The sequence below is a fragment of the Streptomyces kryoterrae genome, assembly GCF_054072135.1.
Map to the genome: position 1 here is coordinate 1622642 of NZ_CM133358.1, position 23013 is coordinate 1645654.

The window sequence follows — 23013 nt, forward strand, 5'->3', positions numbered from 1 at the left end:
TCGGATTCGGCCTACGCGGGTGAGAACAGGTGGTCGCTGATGAGGCGGGCCGCGCCGATGACTCCGGCGGTGGGGCCCAACTCCCCCAGCACGATGGGCAGGTTGCCGGTCGCCAGGGGCAGCGACTGGCGGTAGACCTGGGTTCTGATCGCGGCGAGGAGGGTGTGGCCGAGGCCGGTCACCCCGCCGCCGATCACGACCAGGCCGGGGTTGAAGAAGCTGACGAGACCGGCGATGACCTGGCCGGTGCGGTTGCCGCCCTCGCGGATCAGGTCGAGCGAGGTGGCGTCCCCGGCGGCAGCGGCGGCGGCCACGTCGACGGCGCTGAGGGCGCCGTTCGCCTCCCACCGGGCCGCGAGTTCGGCCGAACGCCCCTGCTGGGCCGCCTCTTTGGCGTCGCGGGCGAGAGCGGCGCCGCTGAAGTGGGCTTCCAGGCAACCCCGGTTGCCGCAGGCGCAGGGGCGCCCGTCGGGCACCGCCTGGATGTGCCCGATGTCGCCGGCGCTGCCCGTCACCCCTCGGTGGACCTCACCGCCGACGACGATGCCGCAGCCGATTCCGGTGCCGATCTTGACGCAGAGGAAGTCGCCCACGGAACGGGCGACGCCCGCGTGCTGCTCCCCCATGGCCATCAGGTTCACGTCGTTGTCGACCATCACCGGGCAGCCCAGTTCCTGGCTGAGCGCCTCCCGTACGGGGAAGCCGTCCCAGCCGGGCATGATCGGCGGGGCGACCGGTACGCCCTCGGGGAAGCGGACCGGGCCCGGGACGCCGATGCCGGCACCGTCGAACCCCTCCGCGAGCCCGGATGCTCTCAACTTGGCCGCCATGGCGAGGACTTGCTCGAAGACCGCGACCGGGCCCTCGCGTACGTCCATGGGCTGGTTGAGGTGTCCCAGCACTTCCAGTTCGGCGTTGGTGACCGCGATGTCGATCGAGGTCGCGCCGATGTCGACGCCGAGGAAGCGCAGGGCGGGGGCGAGCCGGATGTTGTGGGAGCGGCGACCGCCGCGCGAGGCGGCGAGTCCGTCGGCCACGACCAGGCCCGTCTCCAGGAGCCGGTCCACCTCCACGGCCAGCTTGGACCGTGACAGGTCGATCTGATCCCCCAGCTGGGCCCGGGAGTTGGGCCCGCCGTCACGCAACAGGCGCAGCAGCCGGGCCTGGTGGGCGTTCGCGGGTCGAGCGGTCATACGTCTCACAAGCCCCTCCCCGCCTAGTCAGGCACCAACCAGCCACTTTTTCCGGCCACTTCGCCGGGCTTTCGAGTGGAACGTAGCAGTGACCGCCGGGGCTGGGAAGAAGTTGGGCACAGATTGCCGTCCACTTCTTCCACTGAGAGGACAAAGAAGGAATCGGGATGGGCCGCGGATCGGCCCACCCGTTCGGCTCAGGGGCAGCGGACGACCTGTCCCGCGTACGAGAGGTTGCCGCCGAAGCCGAACAGCAGGACCGGGTCGCCGGTGGAGATCTCGCCGCGCTCGACCAGCTTCGAGAAGGCGAGCGGGATGCTGGCGGCCGAGGTGTTGCCGGACTCGATGACATCGCGTGCCACGACGGCGTTCACCGCGCCGATCTTCGCCGCCAGCGGCTCGATGATGCGCAGGTTGGCCTGGTGCAGGACGACGGCGGCGAGCTCCTCGGGGGCCAGGCCCGCACGCTCGCAGGCCTGGCGGGCCATGCGCGGCAGCTGGGTGGTGGCCCAGCGGTAGACGCTCTGCCCCTCCTGCGCGAACCGCGAGGGCGTGCCCTCGATCCGTACCGCGTTTCCCATCTCGGGCACCGAGCCCCACAGCACGGGCCCGATACCGGCGGGTCCCGGCGTGTCCGCCGGACAGGCTTCGACGACCGCCGCGCCCGCACCGTCCCCGACGAGTACGCAGGTCGTGCGGTCGGTCCAGTCCGCCACCGCGGACATCTTGTCGGCGCCGATGACGAGGGCCCGTACCGATCCTCCGGCCCGTACCGCGTGGTCAGCCGTGGCCAGGGCGTGGGTGAAGCCGGCGCACACGACGTTGAGGTCCATCGTGGCCGGCGAGGGCATGCCGAGCCGGTTCGCGACGCGGGCGGCCATGTTCGGGGAGCGGTCGACGGCGGTCGAGGTGGCGACGAGGACGAGGTCGATGTCGCTCGCGGCCAGGCCCGCCGCGGCGAGCGCCTTGGCGGCGGCGTGCGCGGCCAGCTCGTCGACGGGCTCCTCGGGGCCGGCGATGTGGCGCGTACGGATGCCCACCCGGCTTCTGATCCACTCGTCGTTGGTGTCGACCAGACCCGCCAGATCCTCGTTGGTGAGCACCTTGGCGGGCTGGTAGTGACCGACGGCGGCGATGCGCGAGCCGTTCATGGGTGGGTCCCCCTTGCTGCTTTTGGGTAGCGGGATCCACCAGTCTGATCAGTGACTCACCAGTACGACGGCACGCGATGCCACAGGATTAACGCGGCCGGGTTGTCGGCTTCTATCAGCGTCAGGAGTGTCCGAACACCTACCCTGTGAACAGCTGTGTCGCCTTCTGCACCAGCTCGTACACGCCGTAACAGAGCGGCGCCCCCACCCACAGCCAGGCGAACGCGATCAGGGGCCGGCGGTCGGGCGGCGGGCCCGAGGTCTCAGACGGACTGCTGTCGCCGGCCATCGGCGGTCTCCTTCGGTGCGGGGATGTGGTGACGGGGGTCGACGGGGCGGACGAGTTCGTTGGCGACGAAGCCGACGGCGAGCAGTCCGATCATGATGTAGAACGACATGCCGTAGAGCGCCGAGCCGTGCTTGCCGGCCTCCTCCTGCCGGTCGGCGATCCAGTTGACGATCAGCGGGCCGAGGACACCGGCCGTGGACCAGGCGGTGAGCAGCCGCCCGTGGATGGCGCCGACCTGGTAGGTCCCGAAGAGGTCCTTCAGATAGGCGGGGACGGTGGCGAACCCGCCGCCGTAGAAGGAGAGGATCACCAGCGCGCACAGGATGAACAGCGGCTTGGAGGAGTCCCCGAACCAGGCGATCGACGCGTACATCAGCGCGCCCACGCCCAGGTAGACGCGGTAGATGTTCTTGCGGCCGATCAGGTCGGAGGTGGACGACCAGCCGATCCGGCCCGCCATGTTGGCCGCCGACAGCAGCGCGACGAAACCGGCCGCCGCCGACACCGAGACCGGGGTGGAGCTGTCCGCGAAGAAGTCCTTGATCATAGGCGCGGCCTTCTCCAGGATGCCGATGCCCGCGGTCACGTTCATGCAGAGGATGACCCACAGACACCAGAACTGCGGGGTCCGCACGGCGCTGCGCGCGGAGACCTGGACGCCCGTGAGGGCGCTCGGCCCGTCGGCCCCGCCGGCGGCGGGCTTCTCGCTGCGCGGCACCCGCACCAGGAGCACCCCGAGCGACATGAACACGGCGTACGTCAGTCCGTGCACGAGGAAGGCGAGCGCGATCCCGGAGCTGTCGGAGCCGAACGACTCCAGCATCTGCGCCGACCAGGGCGAGGCGATGAGCGCGCCGCCGCCGAAGCCCATGATCGCGATGCCGGTGGCCATGCCCGGCCGGTCCGGGAACCACTTGATGAGGGTGGAGACGGGCGAGATGTAGCCGATGCCGAGGCCTATGCCGCCGACGAAACCGTAGCCGAAGACGATCAGCCAGTACTGCTCGGTGGCGGCGCCGAGCGAGGCGATCAGGAAGCCGGAGGAGAAGCAGACCAGGGCGACGGTCATGGCCCAGCGCGGCCCGTTGCGCTCGACGAGGGTGCCGCCGAACGCGGCGGACAGGCCGAGCATGACGATGCCGAGCTGGAAGGGCAGCGCGCTCTGGGTGCCACTGAGGCCGAGCGCGGATTCCAGCGGCGGCTTGAAGACGCTCCAGGCGTAGGCCTGCCCGATGGAGAGGTGGACGGAGAGGGCGGCCGGAGGTACGAGCCAGCGGCTCCAGCCGGGGGGTGCGACAGGGGGACTCATGATCCCGGACGATAGGAACCGGCCGCTCGGTTGGGAAGGCGGCCGGTCGAACTCGCCGACCGTATGCGGTGAACGGTATCCGGGCTGCGCCGAACGGTCGTTCGGACCGGACGAACGGCAGCCCGGTCGTACGGAGCGCCGCTTCCGGGCCGCGGCCACCACGTTCCCCTCAGCGCCGCATCCGTTGCCGCCTGACCTTACATACTGTAGACAATATGTCGTCAACCCGTTCCCTTGCGGCAACAGAGCTCCGTGGACCGCGGTGTCACCTCGTGCGTGCAGGACAATGAGAACGAGAAGGTCACTACCAGCACGTACAGAACCGGGGCTGATCACGACATGGGACGAGTCACGGAACGACGCAGGGTGATCCGGATCCGGGACGGGGCGATCTCCACCCGTCCGGACACGCTCGTCGCCGAGGAACCCATGGAGATCCGGCTGAACGGCAAGCCGATCGCCATCACCATGCGGACACCGGGCGACGACTTCGCCCTCGCCGCCGGCTTCCTGGTGAGCGAGGGCGTGCTGGCCGAGCGGCGCGACCTGCAGAACATCGTGTACTGCGCGGGTGCCACGGGTGGGGGCACCTCCCGCTCGAGCGAAGCCGAGAGTGGGGGAGGCTCGAACACGTACAACGTGGTGGACGTGCGGACGGCTCCGGACGTGGTGCTGCCCGACATCACGCTGGAGCGGAACGTGTACACGACGTCCTCGTGCGGTCTGTGCGGCAAGGCGAGTCTGGACGCGGTCCGTACGACGGCCCGCTGGCCCATCGATGACGGCCCCGACGCTCCCCCGCTCCGGTTGGCACCCGAACTGCTCGCGAGCCTCCCCGACCGGCTCCGCGCGTCCCAACGGGTGTTCGACCGGACCGGGGGGCTGCACGCGGCGGCCCTGTTCACGGAGGAGGGCGAGCTGCTCGACATCCGGGAGGACGTGGGCCGGCACAACGCGGTCGACAAGCTGGTCGGCCGGGCACTGCAGAACGGCGACCTGCCCCTGTCCCGCGTGATCCTCCTGGTCTCCGGCCGGGCCTCGTTCGAACTGGCACAGAAGGCGGTCATGGCCGGGATTCCGGTGCTGGCGGCCGTATCGGCGCCCTCGTCGCTCGCCGTCGACCTGGCGGCCGAGTCGGGGCTGACCCTGGTGGGGTTCCTCCGGGGCGCCAACATGAACGTGTACGCGGGCGAGGACCGTATCGCCCTGCGGGCCACGGCCCCCCAGGGCTGACCGGCTTCCCCGCGGCACGGCGGCGGGGCCTCGAACAGCGGGGAGCGCCCCCTGCGCCCGGTGGGGCCCCGCCCCTACCTCTCCGACTGCCTGCCTGCCTGCCTGCCTGCCGCTATGTCGTGCCCGAAACCCGGGTGAGCAGGCCCATGAACAGCTCGCGTTCCACGCCCGTGAGCGGCGCCAGCAGCTCGTCGTTGGCCTTTCGCGCGGCCCGCTCGCAGCGGGCCAGCAGCCGCCGCCCGTCCGCCGTGACCGTCACCGCGTTCTTGCGCCGGTCGTGCGGATCGGGTGCGCGCACGACCAGTGAGGCGTCCTGAAGGTCGTTGAGAACGCCGACCATGTCCTTGGCGTCGAGCCCCACCCCGCGCACCAGTTCGGCCTGCGCGACCGGGCCCAGCTCCGCGACGGCGGAGAGCACCACGTGATGCCACATCTTCAGCCCCTCGTCGGCCAGCGCGGCGGCGACCAGCGCCCGCCCGCGGTCGGCGGCCCTCCCCAGGATCCAGCTGGGGAGGACGCGTATGGAACGAAGTTCGACAGACATGCGGAAAGACTAACCAATAATCATTGGACCTCCCAATGGTTATACGTTTATCGTTGGGGCTCCCAACGGTTTCCCAGAGGTGTGAGGTTAAGAGGTGCGGATGCGCCGTGTTCGGTACGGGCACACAGGTGGTCCCCTGTTCCTGGAAGAGGCCGCCGTGCCCGCGCCCGGGCCCGGTGAACTCCTCGTGCGCTGCGAGGCGATCGGCGTCACCCTCCCCGTCGTCCGCAAGGTGACCGAGGCCGCCGAACCGGTCCCGCTGGGTGGCGAGATCGCCGGAGAGGTCGTGTCGGTGGGCGCCGGAGCGTCCGGCCTCCGACCAGGCGACCGGGTGACCGGGCTCTGTTTCGGCCACGGTTACGCCGACTTCGCGGTCCTCCTGGAGGCGATGGCCTCACCCGTGCCCGAGGGCGCCTCGCCGGTCGACGCGGTCGCGCTCGTCCGCAGCGGGCTGGTCGCTCTCGGCGCGCTGTCCGCCGCCCGCCCCGCGCCGGGTGAAACAGCGCTGATCACAGGGGCGGCGAGCGGCGTCGGGCATCTCGCGGTGCAGCTCGCACGGACACGCGGCGCGTCCCGGGTCGTCGGCGCCGTCTCCGACCCGGCCAAGGCCGACTTCGTTCGCTCTCTGGGAGCCGACGAGGTCGTCCCGTACGACCGGATGGGCCCGCACGGCGGGTTCGCGTCCGTGGACTACGTCCTGGACGCGGTCGGGGGTGCGCTGCTCAGCCCGGCACTGGCCACCCTCGCCCCCGGCGGGCGGCTCGTCGCGTACAGCTCGGGCGGCGGCACGATCCAGGCGTACGACCTGCTGGTGGGCGCCACGACCGTCATCGGGTTCCAGCTGCGCCGAATAGCTCGCGAGCGGCCGGAGTTGTACGAGCGGTGGCGTCGCGAGCTGTGGCGGCTGTTCACCGAAGGAGCCGTACGACCGGTGGTGCACGGGGAGTTCGCACTGGCGGACGCGGCCGGCGCACACCGGGTCATCGAGTCCCGGACCAACCTCGGCAAGGTTGTCCTGATCCCCTGACACACGGTTCTTGTGGGGCGGCTGAGCATCCAACTACCGTCTGATGCGCGCACGTTGGACGTAGGATGTCCAGATTTTCGGATGCCCGATTGTTCAGATGTCCAGACCTCTGAAGTCACGAACCTGGAAGTCCAGACGCATGAAGTCCAGACGTTGAAGGGCAGGGCCGTACATGCCGTCAAGTCTTCGCGCACGATTCAGATCCACCCTCACGGCCGTGTTCACCACGGCCGCTCTGCTGCTCGCGATGCCCGGCCCCGCAGGCGCCGAACAGGCCACCAAGGCAGCCACGTTCGAGCAGCAGGTGCTCTTCCGGGCCTCCCAGGACCCCGGTTACGCCTGCTACCGGATCCCCGCGATCGTCCGGACCCTGAAGGGCACGCTGCTGGCCTTCTCCGAGGGACGGAAGGACAACTGCGGGGACGCCGGTGACATCGATATCGTCGTCAAGCGGTCGACGGACGACGGGCGCACCTGGGGCCCGGTCCAGGTCGTCGACGACGGCGGGGCCGACACCCACGGCAACCCGGCGCCGATCGTGGACCGGGAGACCGGCCGCATCCTCCTCGCGGAGAGCTGGAACACGGGCCGGGGCGGCGGCAACTGCCCGGTGCCGTGCGACCGCACCCCCCATCTGCGGTACAGCGACGACGACGGGCTGACCTGGTCCGAGCCGCGCGACCTGAGCGCCGAGATCATGCCGCCCGAGTGGAACTCCTGGTATGCGACGGGCCCCGTCCACGGCATCCAGCTCACCCGGGGCGAGTACGCGGGCCGGCTTGTCTTCGGTGTCAACACCGAGTCGTGGGACGGCAGTCGGATCAGCGCCAACCACGCCGCGCTGATCATCAGCGACGACGGCGGGGACCACTGGAAGGTCGGCGCCACCGACACCTGGCCGATCGCGGCGGACGGCACCTTCCGGCAGAAACCGTCCGAGGTGACGCTCACGGAGCGCTCGGACGGAGTGATCCTGGTCAGCGGCCGGGAGCAGGACGGTACCGATCTCGGCCACCGCACCCAGGCTTTCAGCGCGGACGGCGGCAGCAGCTTCCTCACCCCCTTCCGCGCCCTCCCGGATCTCTACGCACCCCAGGTCCAGTGCTCCACCGTGGGCTTCGGCGCCCGGGTGCTGCTGGCCTGCCCGGGCGATCCCGACCGGCGCCGGACGATGATGATCCGCTCCTCGTACGACGGCGGACGCACCTGGGACAGCGTGGACCGGGGCACGGTCGTCACCCGGGACTGGTCGGGCTACTCCGACCTGGTGAAGATCGACAGCGAGACGGTGGGCCTGATGTACGAGGGCGGCACCGTGGACGCACGTGACGAGATCCGCTTCGCCCGCTTCACCGAGGACTGGCTGGCACCGGCGCGCGGCCCCGACCCGACCACCCGTGACCTGGCCCCGCAGGCCCGCCCGGCCGCCGTCCTGGGTGGCGCCACGGCGACCACCGGGGTGTTCGGTGGCGGCGCGCTGGAGTTCGACGGCGTGGACGACGCCGTGCGCCTCCCGTACAGCGACCGGCTGCCGCTCGGCACCAAGGACTTCACCGTGGCCCTCTGGTTCCGCACCACGGCGACGACCGGTGACCGGCCGCTGCTGTGGATGGGCGGGGTCGGCTCCACCCAGCCGCAGGTCTGGCTCCGCGCCGAGCCCGCGACCAACCGGGTACGGGGCCTGATGACCGTCCGGGACGGCGCGTCGGCCGTCCGGACCGCGTCCGCGACCTCCGTGGGCACCTACAACGACGGCCAGTGGCACTTCGCGGCCCTGCGCCGTGGCGGCGGCCAGTTCACGCTCTTCGTCGACGGTACGGCGGTCAGCGTGGCGGACGTGACCGGATCCGTCAGCCGCAACTCGGTGTTCGGGGTGCACGTCGGACAACGGGTGGACAGTCTGCAGCAGTTCAGCGGCGCGATCGACGATGTCCGGGTCTGGGACCGGGCGTTGGGCACGTCCGAACTGTCCGCGGCTTCCGTGTCGGCCACCGCCGACGCGGCCACGGCCACGAGCAGCACGGTTTTGTGGCTGCCCATGGATCAGGTGAACTCGAGCCGCTAGACAGTGCGTCGGCCGCAGGCCCGGTGGGGGCCGGTCGCGCGGTTCCGCGCGCCCCTTCCGGGGCGCGGTGCGCACCCGGCGTCCCTGGTCCGCGGTTCAGCGGCGCCGCGCCGCCGTAGCGGCCGTGATGCGGGACGGTACGGCCGTGGCCCGCCCGGTGACGCCCGGGTCTGCCTCCGGGTCCTGCGAGCGGCGCTTGGCGATCACCGCGCACACCATCAGCTGCATCTGGTGGAAGAGCATCAGCGGCAGCACGGCCAGCGAGGCCTGGGCGCCGAACAGGACGCTCGCCATGGGCAGTCCGGCCGCCAGGGACTTCTTCGAACCGGCGAACTGGACCGTGATCCGGTCCTCGCGGTCGAAGCCGAGCGCCTTGCCCCCGTACCAGGTGAGGGCCAGCATCAGCGCGAGCAGTACGGCCTCCACGACCAGGAGTCCGCCGAGCCGGGCAGGGCTGACCTGGTGCCAGATGCCCTCGGCCATGCCCTCGCCGAACGCGGTGTAGACGACGAGGAGGATCGAGCCGCGGTCGACCAGCCCCAGCGCCTTCTTGTGCCGGGTGACGAAGCCTCCGATCCAGCGCCGGAGCACCTGCCCGGCGAGGAACGGCACCAGCAGCTGGAGCACGATCTCCAGGAGCGAGTCGAGGGAGAAGCCGCCGCCGGTGCTGCCGAGCAGGGTGGCCGCGAGCAGCGGGGTGACGACGATGCCGACGAGGGAGGAGAAGGAGCCCGCACAGATCGCGGCGGGCACGTTGCCCCGGGCCATCGAGGTGAAGGCTATCGACGACTGGATGGTGGACGGGACGAGGGTGAGGAAGAGCAGGCCGGTGTAGAGGTCGTGGGTCAGGAACACCGGTTCGAGTCCGCGGGCGGCCAGGCCGAGCAGCGGGAAGACGACGAACGTGCAGGCGAGGACCGTGGCGTGCAGCCGCCAGTGTTTCAGCCCTGCCAGCGCCTCGCGGGTGGAGAGGCGGGCGCCGTAGAGGAAGAAGAGGAAGGCGATGGCTGCCGTGGAGGCGCCCGAGGCGACGTCGGCGCCCGTCCCGCGCGCCGGGAGGAGCGCCGCGAGGCCCACCATTGCGAGCAGCAGGAGGATGTAGGGGTCGATCGGCATCCAGCTCGGCCACTTCAGGCGTTTCACGGTGCTCCACTACTCGGAACTGGGACGACAGGGGCGTCGGGTGCGGGGACGGTCGTGCCTTCTCCATCGTCCTCCTCGGGTCCGTGATCGGGAATCCCGTACACCGCTCTGACTGTCATCACGTTTCTCGATAACGGGATAGCGTGGAGGGGTGTACGACTCCTCCCAGCTGCGGACCTTTCTGACCGTGGCCCAGACGCTCAGCTTCACGCAGGCCGCCCGTCGGCTCGGGCTGCGGCAGTCGACGGTCAGTCAGCATGTGCGGCGCCTGGAGGACGCGGCCGGCCGGCAGCTGTTCTCCCGGGACACCCACTCCGTGGAGCTGACCGAGGACGGCGAGGTGATGCTCGGTTTCGCCCGCCGCATCCTGGAGGTGCACGAGCAGGCGACGGCCTTCTTCACGGGCACACGGCTGCGCGGCCGGCTGCGGTTCGGCGCGTCGGAGGACTTCGTGCTGACCAGGCTGCCGGAGATCCTGGAGGCCTTCCGGTACGACCATCCCGAGGTCGATCTGGAACTGACGGTCGAGCTGTCGGGCACCCTGCACGAGCAGCTGGCCGCCGGGAAACTGGACCTCGTCCTGGCCAAGCGGCGCCCCGAGGATCCGCGCGGCGAGCCGGTCTGGCACGACGAGCTGGTGTGGATCGGCGCGGAGCGGCTCCGGCTCGACCCCGACCGCCCGGTGCCGCTGATCGTGTACCCGCCGCCGGGCATCACCCGCGCCCTCGCCATGGAGGCCCTGGAGCGGCAGGGCCGCGCGTGGCGCGTCGTGTGCACCAGCGGCAGCCTCAACGGCCTGATCGCGGCGGCCCGGGCGGGCCTCGGCGTGATGGCCCACTCGCGCGGGATGATCCCGCCCGGCCTGGTCCGCGTACCCGACCGCGCGGGGCTGCCGGAGCTGGGCCGGGTCGACTTCGTCCTGGTCCACGGCCACCGCCGTACGTCGGCCCAGAGCGCGGCGGACGCGCTGGCGGCGGCGATCCTGACGAGCGGGGACCGGCTGCACCGACGTTGACGACCGCCTCCGGAACCTTAAAGACCGCCCCAAGAGGGCTGGCACGGGCGGTGAGCGGGTCGGTCGGATTCCGTGGAGATTACCGAACCGGGATCTCCTCCGACGGAGGAGGTTCTGTCCGTCCCCTACCCATACAGACGTATTTTCCGCCCCGGGACGACACGGAAGCTGAACACCGCTCGGCTTGGAACCCCTCCCGCGATGTGAAGGCGTGGGGTAGCTTTCACGGCGCTGTGCAAGGCGTCACTAGGAGCGGGTTTGCGCGAATACACCAACCCTGCGTTGGCGTTGGCACCGCCCGTGGGCGGACTGGCCGACGTGGTGTTCGAACGTGCCCAGGAAGACCCCCTCCATGTCTCGCTCGGCCGCAAGGACGACGCCGGCCGGTGGCGGGACGTGAACGCGGGCGAGTTCCGCGACGAGGTCCTCGCCCTCGCCAAGGGCCTGCTCTCGCAGGGCATCAGGTTCGGCGACCGGGTCGCGATCATGTCCCGTACGCGCTACGAGTGGACGCTCTTCGACTACGCGCTGTGGACGATCGGCGCGCAGGTGGTGCCCGTCTATCCGACGTCCTCGGCCGAGCAGGTCTTCTGGATGCTGTACGACGCCGAGGTGACGGCGGCGATGGTCGAGCACGAGGACCACGCGATGACCATCGCCACGGTCATCGACCGGCTGCCCGAGCTGCGCCGCCTGTGGCAGCTCGACGTCGGTGTAGTGCAGGAGCTGTACGAGTCCGGCGCGCACCTCGACGACGACGTGGTGCACCGCCACCGGCTCGCGGTCACGCCCGAGTCGACCGCGACGATCATCTACACGTCGGGCACCACGGGCCGTCCCAAGGGCTGTGTCATCACCCACGCGAACTTCATGTTCGAGGCTGACACCGTCATCGAGCGCTGGGAACCGGTGTTCCACTCCAGGAAGGGCGACGAGGCGGCGACCCTCCTCTTCCTCCCCCTCGCCCATGTCTTCGGCCGGATGGTGCAGGTGGCCGCGATCCGCGGCGGGGTGCGTTTCGGCCACCAGCCGCAGCTGAACGCGGCGGCCCTGCTGCCCGACCTCGCCACGTTCAGGCCGACGTTCTTCCTCGGTGTGCCGTACATCTTCGAGAAGGTCTTCAACGCGGCCCGCCGCAAGGCCGAGCGGGAGGGCAGGGACGGGCCCTTCGAGAAGGCCGTCGAGGTCGCGGTGCGGTACGCGGAGGCGGTGGAGGAGAAGGCCTGGGACCTGGGACCCGGCCCGTCGGCGGCCCTGCGGATGCAGCACCAGCTCTTCGAGAAGCTCGTGTACTCCAAGATCCGGGCCGCGATGGGCGGGCGCGTACGGCACGCCATGACGGGCGGTTCGGGGATGGACCGGCGGCTCGGCCTGTTCTTCGCGGGCGCGGGCGTCCACATCTACGAGGGTTACGGCCTGACGGAGACGACGGCGGCGGCCACCGCCAACCCGCCCGAGCGCACCCGGTACGGCACGGTCGGCCAGGCCATCCCGGGCACGACCGTCCACATCGCGGACGACGGCGAGATCTGGCTGCGCGGTGACAACGTCTTCCAGGGCTATCTGAACAACCAGAAGGCGACGGACGCGACCCTGCACGACGGCTGGCTGGCCACCGGCGACCTGGGCTCCCTCGACGAGGACGGCTTCCTCACGATCACCGGCCGCAAGAAGGAGATCCTGGTGACCTCGGGCGGCAAGAGCGTCTCCCCGGGTGGCCTGGAGGAACGCGTCCGGGACCATCCCCTGGTCGCCCAGTGCATCGTGGTCGGCAACGACCGTCCGTACATCGCGGCCCTGATCACCCTGGACCGGGAAGCGGTCGAGCACTGGCTCACGATGCGCGGCAAACCGCAGCTGACCTCGACGGAACTGGTCCGCGACCCGGACCTGGAGAAGGAGGTACGGCGTGCGGTGGTCGCCGCGAACACCCTGGTCTCCAAGCCCGAGTCGATCCGTACGTTCCGCATCCTGGCCCAGCCGTTCACCGAGGAACACGGTCTGCTGACCCCGTCCCTGAAGCTGAAGCGCAAGGCGATCGAGGACGCGTACGTGAAGGAGGTCGAGGCCCTGTACAAGGCCTGACCCCCACCGGGCACGGCTCCTCTCACCGGGCCCGGCGCCTCACCGGGCCTAACCGATGTTCACGCGGAAGATCTTGTCGGCTCCGTCCGGCTCGCCTCCGTTGTTGTCGCTGTTGGTGGTGGACAGCCACAGCTGGTCGGCGCCCGGCACCTTGGTCACCGTGCGCAGCCGGCCATAGGTCCCGACGTAGTACGCGGTCGGCGTGCCCACGCTCTCGTTGTCGCCGTTGATGGGGACGCGCCACAACCGCTCACCGCGCAGGGACGCCATGTAGACGACGTTGCGGACGATGGCGATGCCGCTGGGCGAGGCGTCGGCGACGTTCCAGGTGGCCTTGGGGTTGGTCATCCCGGAGACACTGCAGGTGCCCTCGCAGGTGGGCCAGCCGTAGTTGGCGCCCGGCTTGATGAGGTTCAGCTCGTCCTTGGAGCTGTTGCCGAACTCCGCTTCCCACAAACGGCCGTTGCGGTCGAAGGCGAGGCCCTGTGGGTTGCGGTGGCCGAGACTGTAGACGTAGTTGCCGAACGGGTTGCCGGGGGCCGCCTTCCCGTCGGCCGTCATACGAAGGATCTTGCCGTTGAGGGAGGTCTTGTCCTGCGCGAGGTCGGGCGTCTGCGCCTCGCCGGTGGAGACGTACAGATAGCCGTCGGGGCCGAAGGCGAGACGGCCGCCGTTGTGGTAGCGGTTCTTCTTGATGCCCTGGAGCAGGACCTTGTAGTCGCTCAGCTTCGTGCCGTCGTACGTCATGCGGACGACCCGGTTGCCCTCGGACGCGGTGTGCATGAAGTAGACGTAGTGGTTGGTCGCCCACTTGGGGTCGACGGCGACGCCGAGCAGTCCGCCCTCACCGTTGGTGGTGACGGCCTCGGGGACGGTGCCGACGTGGGTGCGAGTCCCGTCCTTGGCGAGTTTCCAGACCCCGAAGTCGTCCCGCTCGGTGATCAGCGCGCTCTGGCCGTCGGGCATCCAGTACGTGCCCCACGGGATCGTCCAGCCCGTGGACAGCGTGGCGACGGAGGAGGGGACGCCGCCGTCGGTGGCACAGGCCTTGGTGGTGAGGGCGACCGTGTTGCTCTGCTCGGAGACATTGCCGGCCGCGTCGCGCGCGACGACGTTCAGCGTGTACGGGCTGTCACAGGCGAGGCCGGTGAGGGTGGTCGCGGTGCCGTTGGTGACGGACTTGTAGACGGTGGTGCCGCTGCGCACGTCGTACGCGACGACCGCCCGGTTGTCCGTCGCGGCGCCCCAGCTCAACTCGGCAGTGTTCGCCGTGACGTTGGCGGCGGAGAGGGTGCCGGGCTTGGTGGGCGCGGTGGTGTCGGAGCTCGGTTTGGTGGTGCAGTCGACGACGGGGCTGGCGGCGGAGGTGTTGCCGGCCGCGTCACGGGCGATGACGGTCAGGTTGTAGGTGGTGGCGGGCGTCAGACCGGTCAGCACCTTCGAGGTCGAACTCCCGGACGCCTCACCGATCTTGTTGCCGTGCTCGTAGAGGTCGTACGCCGTCACGGCCGCGTTGTCGGTCGAGGCACCCCAGGCGAGGGTGAGACCGTTCTCGCCGATGTCCGGGCAGCTCGGTTGACCGGGGCGGGTCGGGGCCTGGGTGTCGGCCGCCGCCGCGACGCTGATGCGGTCGAGGTTGGGGCCGCCGCCCGCGGTGGTGGCGGTCACGCGGATCTTGTTGGAGCCCGCGGTCAGCGGGACGTTGACCGTCTTGGTGCCCCAGGTGTTCCAGTCGGCGGTGGCCGGGAAGGAGACACCGGAGGCCACCACGGTTCCATCGACGGCGATGTCCATCGGGCGGTCGGCGGCGGTGCCGTTGGCGTACCGGAGGACGACCGAGGAGGTTCCGGCGGAACCGGCGCTCACCTCGAACTCCACATACGAGCCGGTCACGTTGGCGTAGTTGACGAAGCCGGTGCCCGTGTAGCCGGTGTGGTCGGTGGCCACCTCGCCCTGGACGACGGTGGCGTCCTCGGCCTGGTAGTCGGTGGCGGCCCGGGCGGCGGAGCCGGCCAGGCCGCCGAGCGGGACGGCGAGGGCGAGTGACAGCCCCCACGGCAGTGTTCGCTTGAGTTTCATCGCTGTCCTCTCAACCCGTGTACTACCGCAGGGGTGGTCGCGGGCGCCGGGGGGCGTATGTGACGGCTCCTCAGACGAGTTGGTAGCCGCGGAGGTTAGTGAGCAGCAGGTAGGTGTCCTGCAGGGACCCGGAGGTGTCGCCGAGGGAACGGTAGATGCCCCACTTCGGGCGCACGCGGTCGGCCAGGAAGGTGTCGACACCCGTCTTCGAGGCGTCGATCACGGTCGAGCCGCCGGACTTGAGGATCCAGCGGACGGTGCCCGCCGAGCCGTCGCCGACCTTGATCTGGAAGTCGACGTCGGTCCATTTGTCGTGCAGCGGGTCCAGGTTCACGCGGCCGATCAGGACGTTGTCGATGGCCTGTTTGAGTTCGATGGTCTGCACGCCGTTCACCCGGCGCAGCGACTGCACGATGAGCGGCGAGGTGCCGTTGCCCGGCTGCTTCATCTGCATGATGTGGGTGAAGGTGGTGGTCGCCTTGAGCGAGCTCGGGATGTACATCGAGTAGGTGACCCGCCAGGTCTGGCCCTCCGTCCACTTGAGGTAGTCGCCGCCGCTTCCGTTGCGCAGGCCTGTGACCTCCTGACGCTGGCGGTCGGTCGAGGTGTCGCGGTCGACGGTGTGCATGTTGAAGCGCCAGTTGTTGCCGGTGGCGTAGATGTGCGGGTGTGCGGCGGTGTGGGAGTCCGCACGGTCGTCCTCGACGGTCTCGAAGGCGCCGAGGCCGTCCGCGCTCGCCGACGGGGCCCACTTCTGCTGCCAGGAGGCGGCGTGGGCGGTGGTGGCGGCCGGCAGACCGACGGCCGCTCCGGCGGCTCCGCCGAGGGCGGCACCCAGCAGTGCCCTTCTGGATGTGCTCATGACACTAATCACCTCGCAGTTGTTCGTTCATGATCAGGAAGGCACCCAGGCCGTGGAAGTCGTTGGTGGCCCGGGTGCGGGCGATGTAGTACGCGTAGTCGCCGACGTTCGTGCCGACGGAGATGTCGGCGAGCTCGGTCCGGCCGTCCGCGCCGGTCGAGAACCTCGCCAGCACACCCTGGTAACCGCGCTGGGCCACGGCCTTGAAGTGCGGGTCCAGGTAGCCGCGTTGGGCGCCGCGCGAGAGGGCGTAGGTGAACATGCTGGAGCAGGACGTCTCGGTCCAGTTGTCGCCCTGTCCGCCCTTGTCGATCACCTGGAACCAGCGACCGGTCGCCGGGTCCTGGTACTTCTCCAGTCCCGCCGCCAACTTGCGGAAGATATTGAGGAGTTGCGGACGGCGCGGGTGGTTCACGGGGATCGCGTCCAGGACGTTGACGATCGCCATGGAGTACCAGCCGACCGCACGGCACCAGTGCTCGGGGGCGAGTCCGGTCTCCGGATCGGCCCAACTGACGCTCTTCGACTCGTCGTAGGCGTGTCTGAGCAGCCCGTTCGCGACCTGCAGATGGCCGCCGTAGACGGCCAGCTGCTTCGCCGCCTCGTCGTGGGCGTACACGCTGTCGCCGAACTCCTTGCCGTACTCGACGAGGAACGGGTTCACCATGTAGACGCCGTCCGCCCAGAGTTGATGGGCACGACTGGCGGTGTCCGCGTGCCAGAAGCCGCCGTCGGCCGTGCGGGGATAGGTGTTCAGGCGGTCGCGGATCTTCCCGGCCGCCTTGCGGTAGCGGTCCTCACCCGTCTCGTGGTGCAGGATCACCAGGAGCCGGCCGGCCTGCATGCTGTCCAGGTTGTTGAAGGCCTGGTCGATGGAGCCGTCGCTCTTCACGAAGCGGTCGACGTAGTCCTTGATGTACGTGAGTTGACGGGCGTCGTGGGTGCGCCGGTAGGTGAGGTACTGGCCGTAGAGGTAGAGACCGACCGGGTAGGACCAGCCGCCGATGGTGCTCGGGGTGTAGCGGGCCATGGTGGAGTCGACGACGGCCAGGGACCGGTCGGGGGCCTCGGCCGGGCGGGGTACGGACCAGGCGCTCGCGGCCTCGGCCGGTTGCGGGACGGCCGCCGGCAGGGCGGACAGGGTGACGGCGGTGAGCGCGACGGCCGTGAGGACCGTGGACAGGCACCGGTGTCTCATGTTCGTCCCCTTCGATAGGAGTCAGGGCCTTTGCCGATCCTTTTCATCCGATGTCTCGCGAAGAGAGCCCTCCACCTGGGGCGGGAGGCATCACAGGCTCGTTCATGGGCGCGTACCTGCTTTCCGGACGAGTGGGGGAAGGAAAGCCCAGGCCAGTCGATTGTTCACATGGCTGCACAAAGTTCAGCAACTTGTTCGACGGCGCCATACAGCGTCGCGGTATGACAGGCTGCGGTCAATGGTCCGGACCGATGACCTCGGATGCATTTCCGGCCATTCTCGCCACCGGCATCGAGCCGACGGCCGGTCGCGCGGATCCTCCCGGTCAGGAATGCGGCACGGCTCGTGCTCGTTGACGATGGGAGTACCCAACCGACGACTGAAGGATCGAGAGCTCGTGAGCAGCAAGGTCCCCCCGATCACTCTGAACAACGGCGTCGAGATGCCCCAGCTGGGCTTCGGCGTCTGGCAGGTGCCCGACGACGAGGCGGAGCAGGCGGTCACCACCGCCTTGGAGAGCGGGTACCGCAGCATCGACACAGCCGCGATCTACGGCAACGAAGAGGGCACCGGCAAGGCCGTCGCCGCATCCGGTGTCCCCCGCGAGGACCTCTTCGTCACCACCAAGCTCTGGAACAGCGACCAGGGGTACGACTCCACCCTGCGCGCCTTCGACGCCTCGCTGGAGAAGCTCGGCCTGGAGTACGTGGACCTGTATCTGATCCACTGGCCGCAGCCGGCCAAGGGCGCGTTCGTCGACACGTACAAGGCGTTCGAGAAGCTCCACGCGGACGGCCGCGCCCGCACCATCGGAGTCTCCAACTTCCTTCCGGAGCACCTCGACCGGCTCCTCGCCGAGACCTCGGTCGTCCCGGCGGTCAACCAGATCGAGCTGCACCCGCAACTCCAGCAGCACGAGTCCCGTGAGTACCACGCGAAGCACGGCATCGCCACGGAGGCCTGGTCCCCGCTCGGCTCCGGCAAGGGCCTGCTGGAGGTCCCGGCGATCGTGGCCATCGCCCGGAAGCACGACCGCACCCCGGCCCAGGTCGTCCTGCGCTGGCACCTCCAGCTGGGCAACGTGGTGATCCCCAAGTCCGTGACGCCGTCCCGGATCAAGGAGAACATCGAGGTCTTCGGGTTCAGCCTGGACACGGAGGACCTCGCGGCGATCAGCGCGCTGGACGAGAGCCGCCGACTGGGCCCGGACCCGGCCACGTTCGAGGTGGGCTGACGACGGTCTGGCCAACGCCCCGGTCCGCCCCGAATCCGGTCGCGGCTCCGGGGCGTTTCGTCTGCCCTCGGGCAGGTTTCCCGGCGTGGTGACGCGGACCTCCGGTGCGGCCGGGACGTCGCCCCGGCCGGCCTCCTCTGCCCCTCGCCCCGGGCACACGTCATCCCACGCGCACCGCTGCCACCACCCGCACTCCCCCTGAACCGACCTGGCGCCCCGCCCGAGGGCGGCTCCCGCCCGGCCTCCGCCGCGTCCAACTGCCCGTGGAACAAAGCCGACCGGACCGCGTCGAACCCCGGTCGACAGGGTTGACGCAGCCATGCAAACAGGTCCACCTTGGATCGCACCCGGTAAGGAAACTTTCCTAACAGAAGGGTCCCCCCACAGTGCGCTCTCGAACACTGACCCTCACCGCGGCCGCCGCCGCAGCCCTGCTCGCCACCGCCGCGCTCCCCTCGTACGCCTCCGGCACGCCCCGGCCGGCGTCCACCAAGGAGGGCTCGGTCAGCGCGGCCAACCTGCTCGCCAAGGTGACGTCCTGCTCCCAGCTCTCCAGCGGCAAGTACAGGACCGACGACGAGACCTCGGCCTCGATACCCGTGTGCGGCAAGAACGGCGCCGTGTTCTGGAAGGCCGACATGGACATCGACTGCGACGGACAGCGCACGTCGAAGTGCAGCGAGACCACCGACCCCTGGTACCAGGACGACACGGCGTTCCACCAGTCCAACGGCAAGCCCCTCAAGGCCGATTCACTGCCGTACGTCGTCGTGCCCAGCACCAGCAGCATCTGGAACTACTCCGGCGCCGGCATCAAGGGCGGTGGCGTGGTCGCCGTGATCTACAACAACAAGGTCGAGTACGCGGTCGTCGGCGACACCGGCCCCACGAAGATCATCGGCGAGGCCTCGTACGCCACCGCTCAGGCCCTCGGTATCGATCCCAACCCGGAGAGCGGCGGCACGGACTCCGGCGTGACGTACATCCTGTTCAAGAACTCGCAGGTATCACCCATAGAGAGCCACAGCGCGGCGGTCTCTTTGGGTGATCAGCTGGCCAAGCAGTTCCTCCGCGACAACTGAGTCCGCGGCTACGGGACAACGAGGCCACGGAGCCGGGGGGGGCGGGCAGCCCGGTGCCGCGTCGACATACGCGACATCGGGCGCCGGGCCCCGGGCCGTCAACTCGGGCTATGGACAGGTCAGTTGGGCTGACCGATCGGCCGCACGACCACGGTGTTGACGTCGACTCCCTCCGGCTGCCGGATCGCCCAGACGATCGAGTCGGCCAGCTGGTCGGCCGTCAGCAGATGGCCCGGGGGCAGGCTGCCGTAGCTGTCCCAGAACGGGGTTTCGACGCGCCCGGGGGCCACCAGCGTCACGCCGACGCCGAACTCCGTCACCTGGCGGCGGGTGTTCTCGGCGAGGCCGGTCACCGCCCACTTGGTCGCCCCGTAGATGTTGCCCGGCGTGTGGACGAACCCGGCGACGCTGCCGACCAGCACGATCCGGCCCCGGGTCTCCTTCAGCGCGTCGATGGAGGCCCTGATGAGCAGCGCGGGCCCGAGCACGTTGGTCAGCACCATCTCCGGCCAGCCCGCCGGGTCGCCGTCGGCGACCGTGTCGTGGGTGGCGAACCCGGCGTTGGCGACGACCGTGTCCAGCCGTCCGAATTCCTTCAGCGTGGTCTCGACGGCGCCACGGACCTGGTCGTACTCGGCGGCGTTGCCGGGAATCGTCAACAGGACCTCGGGGCGCCCGAGTTCCTCGGCGAATCCGTTCAGCCGTTCCTCGCCCCGGCCGGTGACGGTGACCCGGTGGCCGGCGTCGAGCAGCCGCCGCGCGACGGCCGCGCCGATGCCGCTGGCGCCACCGGTGATGAGTGCGACGGGCGAGTCGGTCATGGTTCCCCCTGTGTGAGCCGTGCACGTGTCGTGACGGCGGAGAGTCCACCACTTGAAGTGCTCTTCAAGTCAAGGAGGTTGGGGCCGAGAAGGTCCGGGGACGGGATCGTCGGCCTCGTCGCGATGCCGGCTCCGGGGTTCGTGTGTGCCCGGGCTGCCCGCGAGGACCGCTCCGAGCCACCGGCGCCAGGTGGACCTACCGGCCCTCGGGCTCGCCCTCCTGCCACCCGCGCCGGCGTTCCTGCTGTTGTCGCTGGTCAAGCCGTTGTCCGTCGATCGTCACGTGCTGTTCGGCCGGACGGGGACCGCCCTGCTCGTCGGCACCCGGGACCGCCGTCCTCGCGGTCGCCCGTTGTCCGTTCAGCAGGGCGGCCCGGCCGGCAGCGTGGACGACGTGAGCGCCGTCGCCCAATCGGGCCGTCAACTGGGGGCAAACGGTGACGGTGTCCTGCGACATGCCGTACCGGCGCCGGGTGTGGTCGCCGGCCGGTCCGGGCTCCCTCCGGGGGCTGCGCGACCTCGCCCCGGCGGCCTGCCCGGTCCGCCCGATCCGCCCGCACACGCCGCACGGGACGAAGGCGCCCCCGCTCCAGCGGTCCGCGCCCCGTCCGCTCGTGAGCCCGCGCGGGAGGCGGTCGAGCGGGAGATGCCGGCCACGCACTTCGAGGAGTGCGGGACACGGCAGGTGAAGGGGGCGCTGGTCACGGTGTTCGCACGGCCGGGCCGCTGCTGACTCGCCGGCCCCTGGGCGCCCGGGTGCTATTCGTTCGGCTTGGTACCCGTGTACACGGTGTACGTGGCCAGGACGAAGACGTCGGGCCGGTGATACAGGCCCGCCTTGTCGTCGGGGTCGACGAGGCGGTCGAGGGTGGCGCGGTCCTCGGCGTCGAGCTCGTCCGCGAACATCGTGCGGCACCGGTCGAAGACACCGATCACGTAGGCGCAGGCCGCGTCCGTGAGCGGGGCGGGGAGGTCGAGCGTGAAGGAGCGGGTGCCGGAGGGGCGCAGGCCGGCGGCGGTGAGCAGGGCCTGCCAGTCCTCGGTCTCGCGTACGTGGCCGGGCAGGCTGGTGCGCATCCCGGTGAACCAGCCCTGCTCGATCACGTCGAGCCGTGCCTCCAGGCCTGGCCGCCCGAAGCCGAGGTCGCGCGGCAGGTTCCGCTCGGGGAGGCCGCCCTCCAGCACGGCGAGCGTGCCGCCCGGGGCGAGTACGGCCGCGAGTGCGGTGAGCGCGGCCCGCTGGTCGCCGACGTGGTGGACGGCCCGGCTCGACCACACCAGGTCGGCGGGATACTCCAACTCGCGCAGCCCGTCCGGGAGTTCGGCTTCCACGGTGCTGAAGCGGTCGGCGGTGCCGAGTCGTTCGGCGTTCTCGCGGGCCCGCTCCAGGAGCGCCGCCGAACTGTCCGCCGCGACGACGCGCGCCTCGGGGAACGCCTCCGCGAAGAAGCCCGAGATGATGCCGGGGCCACTGCCCGCGTCGACGATCAGCCCCGGTTCCGGCTGCTGCCGCCGCAGCCACGCCAGGGCCTCGGCGTAGAGCGGCGCGAACAGTTCTGCCTGCCCCTCCAGATGGGGGATCATCTTGGCGAAGTCGATGTCGGCGTGGTTGTGGGAATGGTTGTGGGCCTGAGCAGACGCCTGGTCGTGATCATGGTTGTGCCGGTGCTGATGGGCCATGGTGTACGGGCCTCCCGTTGTCGTTGGCACCAGCCTGCTCCGACACCGCCGACCGGGCCAGTTCTGTTGCCGTAACGGCAAACAGGGATCTACCGCACACTCACCCTCGGCAAAAACCGGATGCGCGGGCCCGCCCCGCTCTCCCACGATGTCCCCATGGACGATGAGCTGGTGGAGCGTTTCCTCGAAGACGGGTTCGTGAGGATCGAGGGCGCCTTCCCGCCCCGCGTCGCCGAGCACTGCGCACGGCTGCTGTGGCGGGAGACGGGCTGCGACCCGGACGACCCGGGCACCTGGACGAAGCCCGTGCACCGGGTGTCGGACATGGCGCAGGGCCCGTTCGCCGCCGCGGCCAACACCTCTGTGCTGCATGAGGCGTTCGACGCGCTGGTGGGCGAGGGCCGCTGGGCGTCACGCTATTCGCTGGGGAGTTTTCCGCTGCGGTTCCCGCACGAGGAGGAACCGGACGACGCGGGCTGGCACATCGAGGGCAGTTACTCCCCCGAGGGCGCGACCTGGCCGTACACGAACCTCCGCTCCCGGAACCGGTCCCTGCTGATGCTGTTCCTGTTCAGCGAGGTCGGCGAGACGGACGCCCCGACACGTATCCGGGTGGGTTCGCATCTGGACGTACCCCCACTCCTGGAACCGTACGGCGAGGAGGGCGTGTCGGGCCTGGAAATCGCCCCAGCGCTGGTCACAGCCTCGGCACACCGACCGCTCGCCCACGCTACCGGCCGCCCGGGCGACGTATACCTCTGCCACCCCTTCCTGGTGCACGCAGCACAGCCACACCACGGCACCCGACCACGCTTCATGGCCCAGCCACCACTGCATCCGGCGGTGCCGCACGAGTTGGAGCGCGCCGACGGGAACTACTCCCCGGTGGAACTCGCCATCCGCCGCGGCCTGAGAGAAACCGCCTGAGCGGGCCCGGCGGAGGTCGGCCGCTCACCCGTGCCCCTTCAGGGGCGCGGGGAACCGCGCGACGAACCCCCACCGA

20 protein-coding genes are annotated in these 23013 nt (G+C 70.1%); 9 read left to right on the top strand and 11 right to left on the bottom strand.

Translation table 11 applies throughout. The annotated features are described in order from the left end of the window. Positions 1-11 precede the first annotated feature (11 nt). The 4 genes from ACW4TU_RS06685 to ACW4TU_RS06700 form a co-directional block, all read right to left on the bottom strand. On the bottom strand, positions 12-1193 hold the full coding sequence (locus tag ACW4TU_RS06685) for an ROK family transcriptional regulator (protein WP_457425578.1): 1182 nt from the start codon (positions 1191-1193) through the stop codon (positions 12-14). A 197-nt stretch (positions 1194-1390) separates the two neighbouring features. Further along, positions 1391-2344 (bottom strand): beta-ketoacyl-ACP synthase III, encoded by a 954-nt coding sequence (locus ACW4TU_RS06690; protein WP_457425580.1) that lies wholly within the window; start codon positions 2342-2344, stop codon positions 1391-1393. A gap of 139 nt (positions 2345-2483) precedes the next feature. Beyond that, positions 2484-2633 (bottom strand): MFS transporter small subunit, encoded by a 150-nt coding sequence (locus ACW4TU_RS06695; RefSeq protein ID WP_457425582.1) that lies wholly within the window; start codon positions 2631-2633, stop codon positions 2484-2486. Continuing rightward, positions 2608-3942, bottom strand: a complete 1335-nt coding sequence (locus ACW4TU_RS06700) for an OFA family MFS transporter (RefSeq protein ID WP_457425584.1) — start codon at positions 3940-3942, stop codon at positions 2608-2610. Before ACW4TU_RS06700 ends, ACW4TU_RS06695 begins: the two co-directional genes overlap by 26 nt. A 339-nt stretch (positions 3943-4281) precedes the next feature. Here ACW4TU_RS06700 and fdhD point away from each other — a divergent pair, with 339 nt between their 5' ends. Then, entirely contained in the window at positions 4282-5175 is an 894-nt protein-coding gene (fdhD, locus tag ACW4TU_RS06705) for a formate dehydrogenase accessory sulfurtransferase FdhD (RefSeq protein ID WP_457425586.1), read from the top strand. 112 nt (positions 5176-5287) lie between these two features. Here fdhD and ACW4TU_RS06710 read toward each other — a convergent pair whose 3' ends face one another. After that, complete coding sequence (locus tag ACW4TU_RS06710; protein ID WP_457425588.1) at positions 5288-5719, bottom strand: MarR family winged helix-turn-helix transcriptional regulator; 432 nt, start codon at positions 5717-5719, stop codon at positions 5288-5290. Between the two features lie 100 nt (positions 5720-5819). On the opposite strand from ACW4TU_RS06710, the gene ACW4TU_RS06715 reads away from it, so the two are divergent. Together ACW4TU_RS06715 and ACW4TU_RS06720 are read left to right on the top strand one after the other, a co-directional pair. Further along, positions 5820-6746 carry a quinone oxidoreductase family protein gene (locus tag ACW4TU_RS06715; protein WP_457425590.1) on the top strand — a complete coding sequence of 309 codons (927 nt, stop codon included), beginning with the start codon at positions 5820-5822 and terminating at the stop codon, positions 6744-6746. A gap of 172 nt (positions 6747-6918) precedes the next feature. Next, positions 6919-8811 (top strand): exo-alpha-sialidase, encoded by a 1893-nt coding sequence (locus ACW4TU_RS06720; RefSeq protein ID WP_457425592.1) that lies wholly within the window; start codon positions 6919-6921, stop codon positions 8809-8811. A 96-nt stretch (positions 8812-8907) separates the two neighbouring features. Here ACW4TU_RS06720 and ACW4TU_RS06725 read toward each other — a convergent pair whose 3' ends face one another. Then, complete coding sequence (locus ACW4TU_RS06725) at positions 8908-9927, bottom strand: bile acid:sodium symporter family protein (protein WP_457429954.1); 1020 nt, start codon at positions 9925-9927, stop codon at positions 8908-8910. Between the two features lie 178 nt (positions 9928-10105). Between ACW4TU_RS06725 and ACW4TU_RS06730 the strand changes: the two genes are divergently transcribed. Then, positions 10106-10969, top strand: coding sequence for a LysR substrate-binding domain-containing protein (locus ACW4TU_RS06730; protein WP_457425594.1), 864 nt, complete (start codon positions 10106-10108; stop codon positions 10967-10969). Between the two features lie 258 nt (positions 10970-11227). After that, positions 11228-13054 carry an AMP-dependent synthetase/ligase gene (locus ACW4TU_RS06735; RefSeq protein WP_457425596.1) on the top strand — a complete coding sequence of 609 codons (1827 nt, stop codon included), beginning with the start codon at positions 11228-11230 and terminating at the stop codon, positions 13052-13054. Positions 13055-13102: 48 nt separating this feature from the next. Here the strand turns inward: ACW4TU_RS06735 and ACW4TU_RS06740 are convergent, their stop codons facing one another. From ACW4TU_RS06740 to ACW4TU_RS06750, 3 genes are all read right to left on the bottom strand, one after another. Next, complete coding sequence (locus ACW4TU_RS06740; protein ID WP_457425598.1) at positions 13103-15133, bottom strand: PQQ-dependent sugar dehydrogenase; 2031 nt, start codon at positions 15131-15133, stop codon at positions 13103-13105. 70 nt (positions 15134-15203) lie between these two features. Further along, positions 15204-15995: a Tat pathway signal sequence domain protein gene (locus tag ACW4TU_RS06745; protein WP_457425600.1), complete on the bottom strand. Its 792-nt coding sequence runs from the start codon at positions 15993-15995 to the stop codon at positions 15204-15206. A gap of 4 nt (positions 15996-15999) precedes the next feature. Next, entirely contained in the window at positions 16000-17193 is a 1194-nt protein-coding gene (locus ACW4TU_RS06750) for a glycoside hydrolase family 88/105 protein (protein ID WP_457425602.1), read from the bottom strand. A 397-nt stretch (positions 17194-17590) separates the two neighbouring features. Between ACW4TU_RS06750 and ACW4TU_RS06755 the strand changes: the two genes are divergently transcribed. Together ACW4TU_RS06755 and ACW4TU_RS06760 are read left to right on the top strand one after the other, a co-directional pair. Further along, positions 17591-18427, top strand: a complete 837-nt coding sequence (locus ACW4TU_RS06755; RefSeq protein ID WP_457425604.1) for an aldo/keto reductase — start codon at positions 17591-17593, stop codon at positions 18425-18427. A gap of 386 nt (positions 18428-18813) precedes the next feature. Further along, complete coding sequence (locus tag ACW4TU_RS06760; protein ID WP_457425606.1) at positions 18814-19509, top strand: glycoside hydrolase family 75 protein; 696 nt, start codon at positions 18814-18816, stop codon at positions 19507-19509. Between the two features lie 119 nt (positions 19510-19628). On the opposite strand, the gene ACW4TU_RS06765 is transcribed toward ACW4TU_RS06760, so the two are convergent. Then, positions 19629-20330 (bottom strand): SDR family oxidoreductase, encoded by a 702-nt coding sequence (locus ACW4TU_RS06765; protein WP_457425608.1) that lies wholly within the window; start codon positions 20328-20330, stop codon positions 19629-19631. Between the two features lie 190 nt (positions 20331-20520). Between ACW4TU_RS06765 and ACW4TU_RS06770 the strand changes: the two genes are divergently transcribed. Continuing rightward, positions 20521-21063 carry a hypothetical protein gene (locus ACW4TU_RS06770; RefSeq protein WP_457425610.1) on the top strand — a complete coding sequence of 181 codons (543 nt, stop codon included), beginning with the start codon at positions 20521-20523 and terminating at the stop codon, positions 21061-21063. A 26-nt stretch (positions 21064-21089) separates the two neighbouring features. On the opposite strand, the gene ACW4TU_RS06775 is transcribed toward ACW4TU_RS06770, so the two are convergent. Continuing rightward, on the bottom strand, positions 21090-22010 hold the full coding sequence (locus tag ACW4TU_RS06775) for a class I SAM-dependent methyltransferase (protein ID WP_457425612.1): 921 nt from the start codon (positions 22008-22010) through the stop codon (positions 21090-21092). Positions 22011-22166: 156 nt separating this feature from the next. Between ACW4TU_RS06775 and ACW4TU_RS06780 the strand changes: the two genes are divergently transcribed. Further along, on the top strand, positions 22167-22937 hold the full coding sequence (locus ACW4TU_RS06780; RefSeq protein ID WP_457425614.1) for a phytanoyl-CoA dioxygenase family protein: 771 nt from the start codon (positions 22167-22169) through the stop codon (positions 22935-22937). Positions 22938-23013 lie beyond the last annotated feature (76 nt).

Excerpts from the sequence above, each read along its gene's own strand:
- fdhD (WP_457425586.1), top strand. The coding sequence starts at position 4,282 with ATGGGACGAGTCACGGAACGACGCAGGGTGATCCGGATCCGGGACGGG.
- ACW4TU_RS06780 (WP_457425614.1), top strand. The coding sequence starts at position 22,167 with ATGGACGATGAGCTGGTGGAGCGTTTCCTCGAAGACGGGTTCGTGAGG.
- ACW4TU_RS06710 (WP_457425588.1), bottom strand. The coding sequence starts at position 5,719 with ATGTCTGTCGAACTTCGTTCCATACGCGTCCTCCCCAGCTGGATCCTG.
- ACW4TU_RS06695 (WP_457425582.1), bottom strand. The coding sequence starts at position 2,633 with ATGGCCGGCGACAGCAGTCCGTCTGAGACCTCGGGCCCGCCGCCCGAC.
- ACW4TU_RS06725 (WP_457429954.1), bottom strand. The coding sequence starts at position 9,927 with ATGCCGATCGACCCCTACATCCTCCTGCTGCTCGCAATGGTGGGCCTC.
- ACW4TU_RS06700 (WP_457425584.1), bottom strand. The coding sequence starts at position 3,942 with ATGAGTCCCCCTGTCGCACCCCCCGGCTGGAGCCGCTGGCTCGTACCT.
- ACW4TU_RS06765 (WP_457425608.1), bottom strand. The coding sequence starts at position 20,330 with ATGACCGACTCGCCCGTCGCACTCATCACCGGTGGCGCCAGCGGCATC.
- ACW4TU_RS06715 (WP_457425590.1), top strand. The coding sequence starts at position 5,820 with ATGCGCCGTGTTCGGTACGGGCACACAGGTGGTCCCCTGTTCCTGGAA.
- ACW4TU_RS06690 (WP_457425580.1), bottom strand. The coding sequence starts at position 2,344 with ATGAACGGCTCGCGCATCGCCGCCGTCGGTCACTACCAGCCCGCCAAG.
- ACW4TU_RS06750 (WP_457425602.1), bottom strand. The coding sequence starts at position 17,193 with ATGAGACACCGGTGCCTGTCCACGGTCCTCACGGCCGTCGCGCTCACC.
- ACW4TU_RS06685 (WP_457425578.1), bottom strand. The coding sequence starts at position 1,193 with ATGACCGCTCGACCCGCGAACGCCCACCAGGCCCGGCTGCTGCGCCTG.
- ACW4TU_RS06775 (WP_457425612.1), bottom strand. The coding sequence starts at position 22,010 with ATGGCCCATCAGCACCGGCACAACCATGATCACGACCAGGCGTCTGCT.
- ACW4TU_RS06720 (WP_457425592.1), top strand. The coding sequence starts at position 6,919 with ATGCCGTCAAGTCTTCGCGCACGATTCAGATCCACCCTCACGGCCGTG.
- ACW4TU_RS06740 (WP_457425598.1), bottom strand. The coding sequence starts at position 15,133 with ATGAAACTCAAGCGAACACTGCCGTGGGGGCTGTCACTCGCCCTCGCC.
- ACW4TU_RS06745 (WP_457425600.1), bottom strand. The coding sequence starts at position 15,995 with ATGAGCACATCCAGAAGGGCACTGCTGGGTGCCGCCCTCGGCGGAGCC.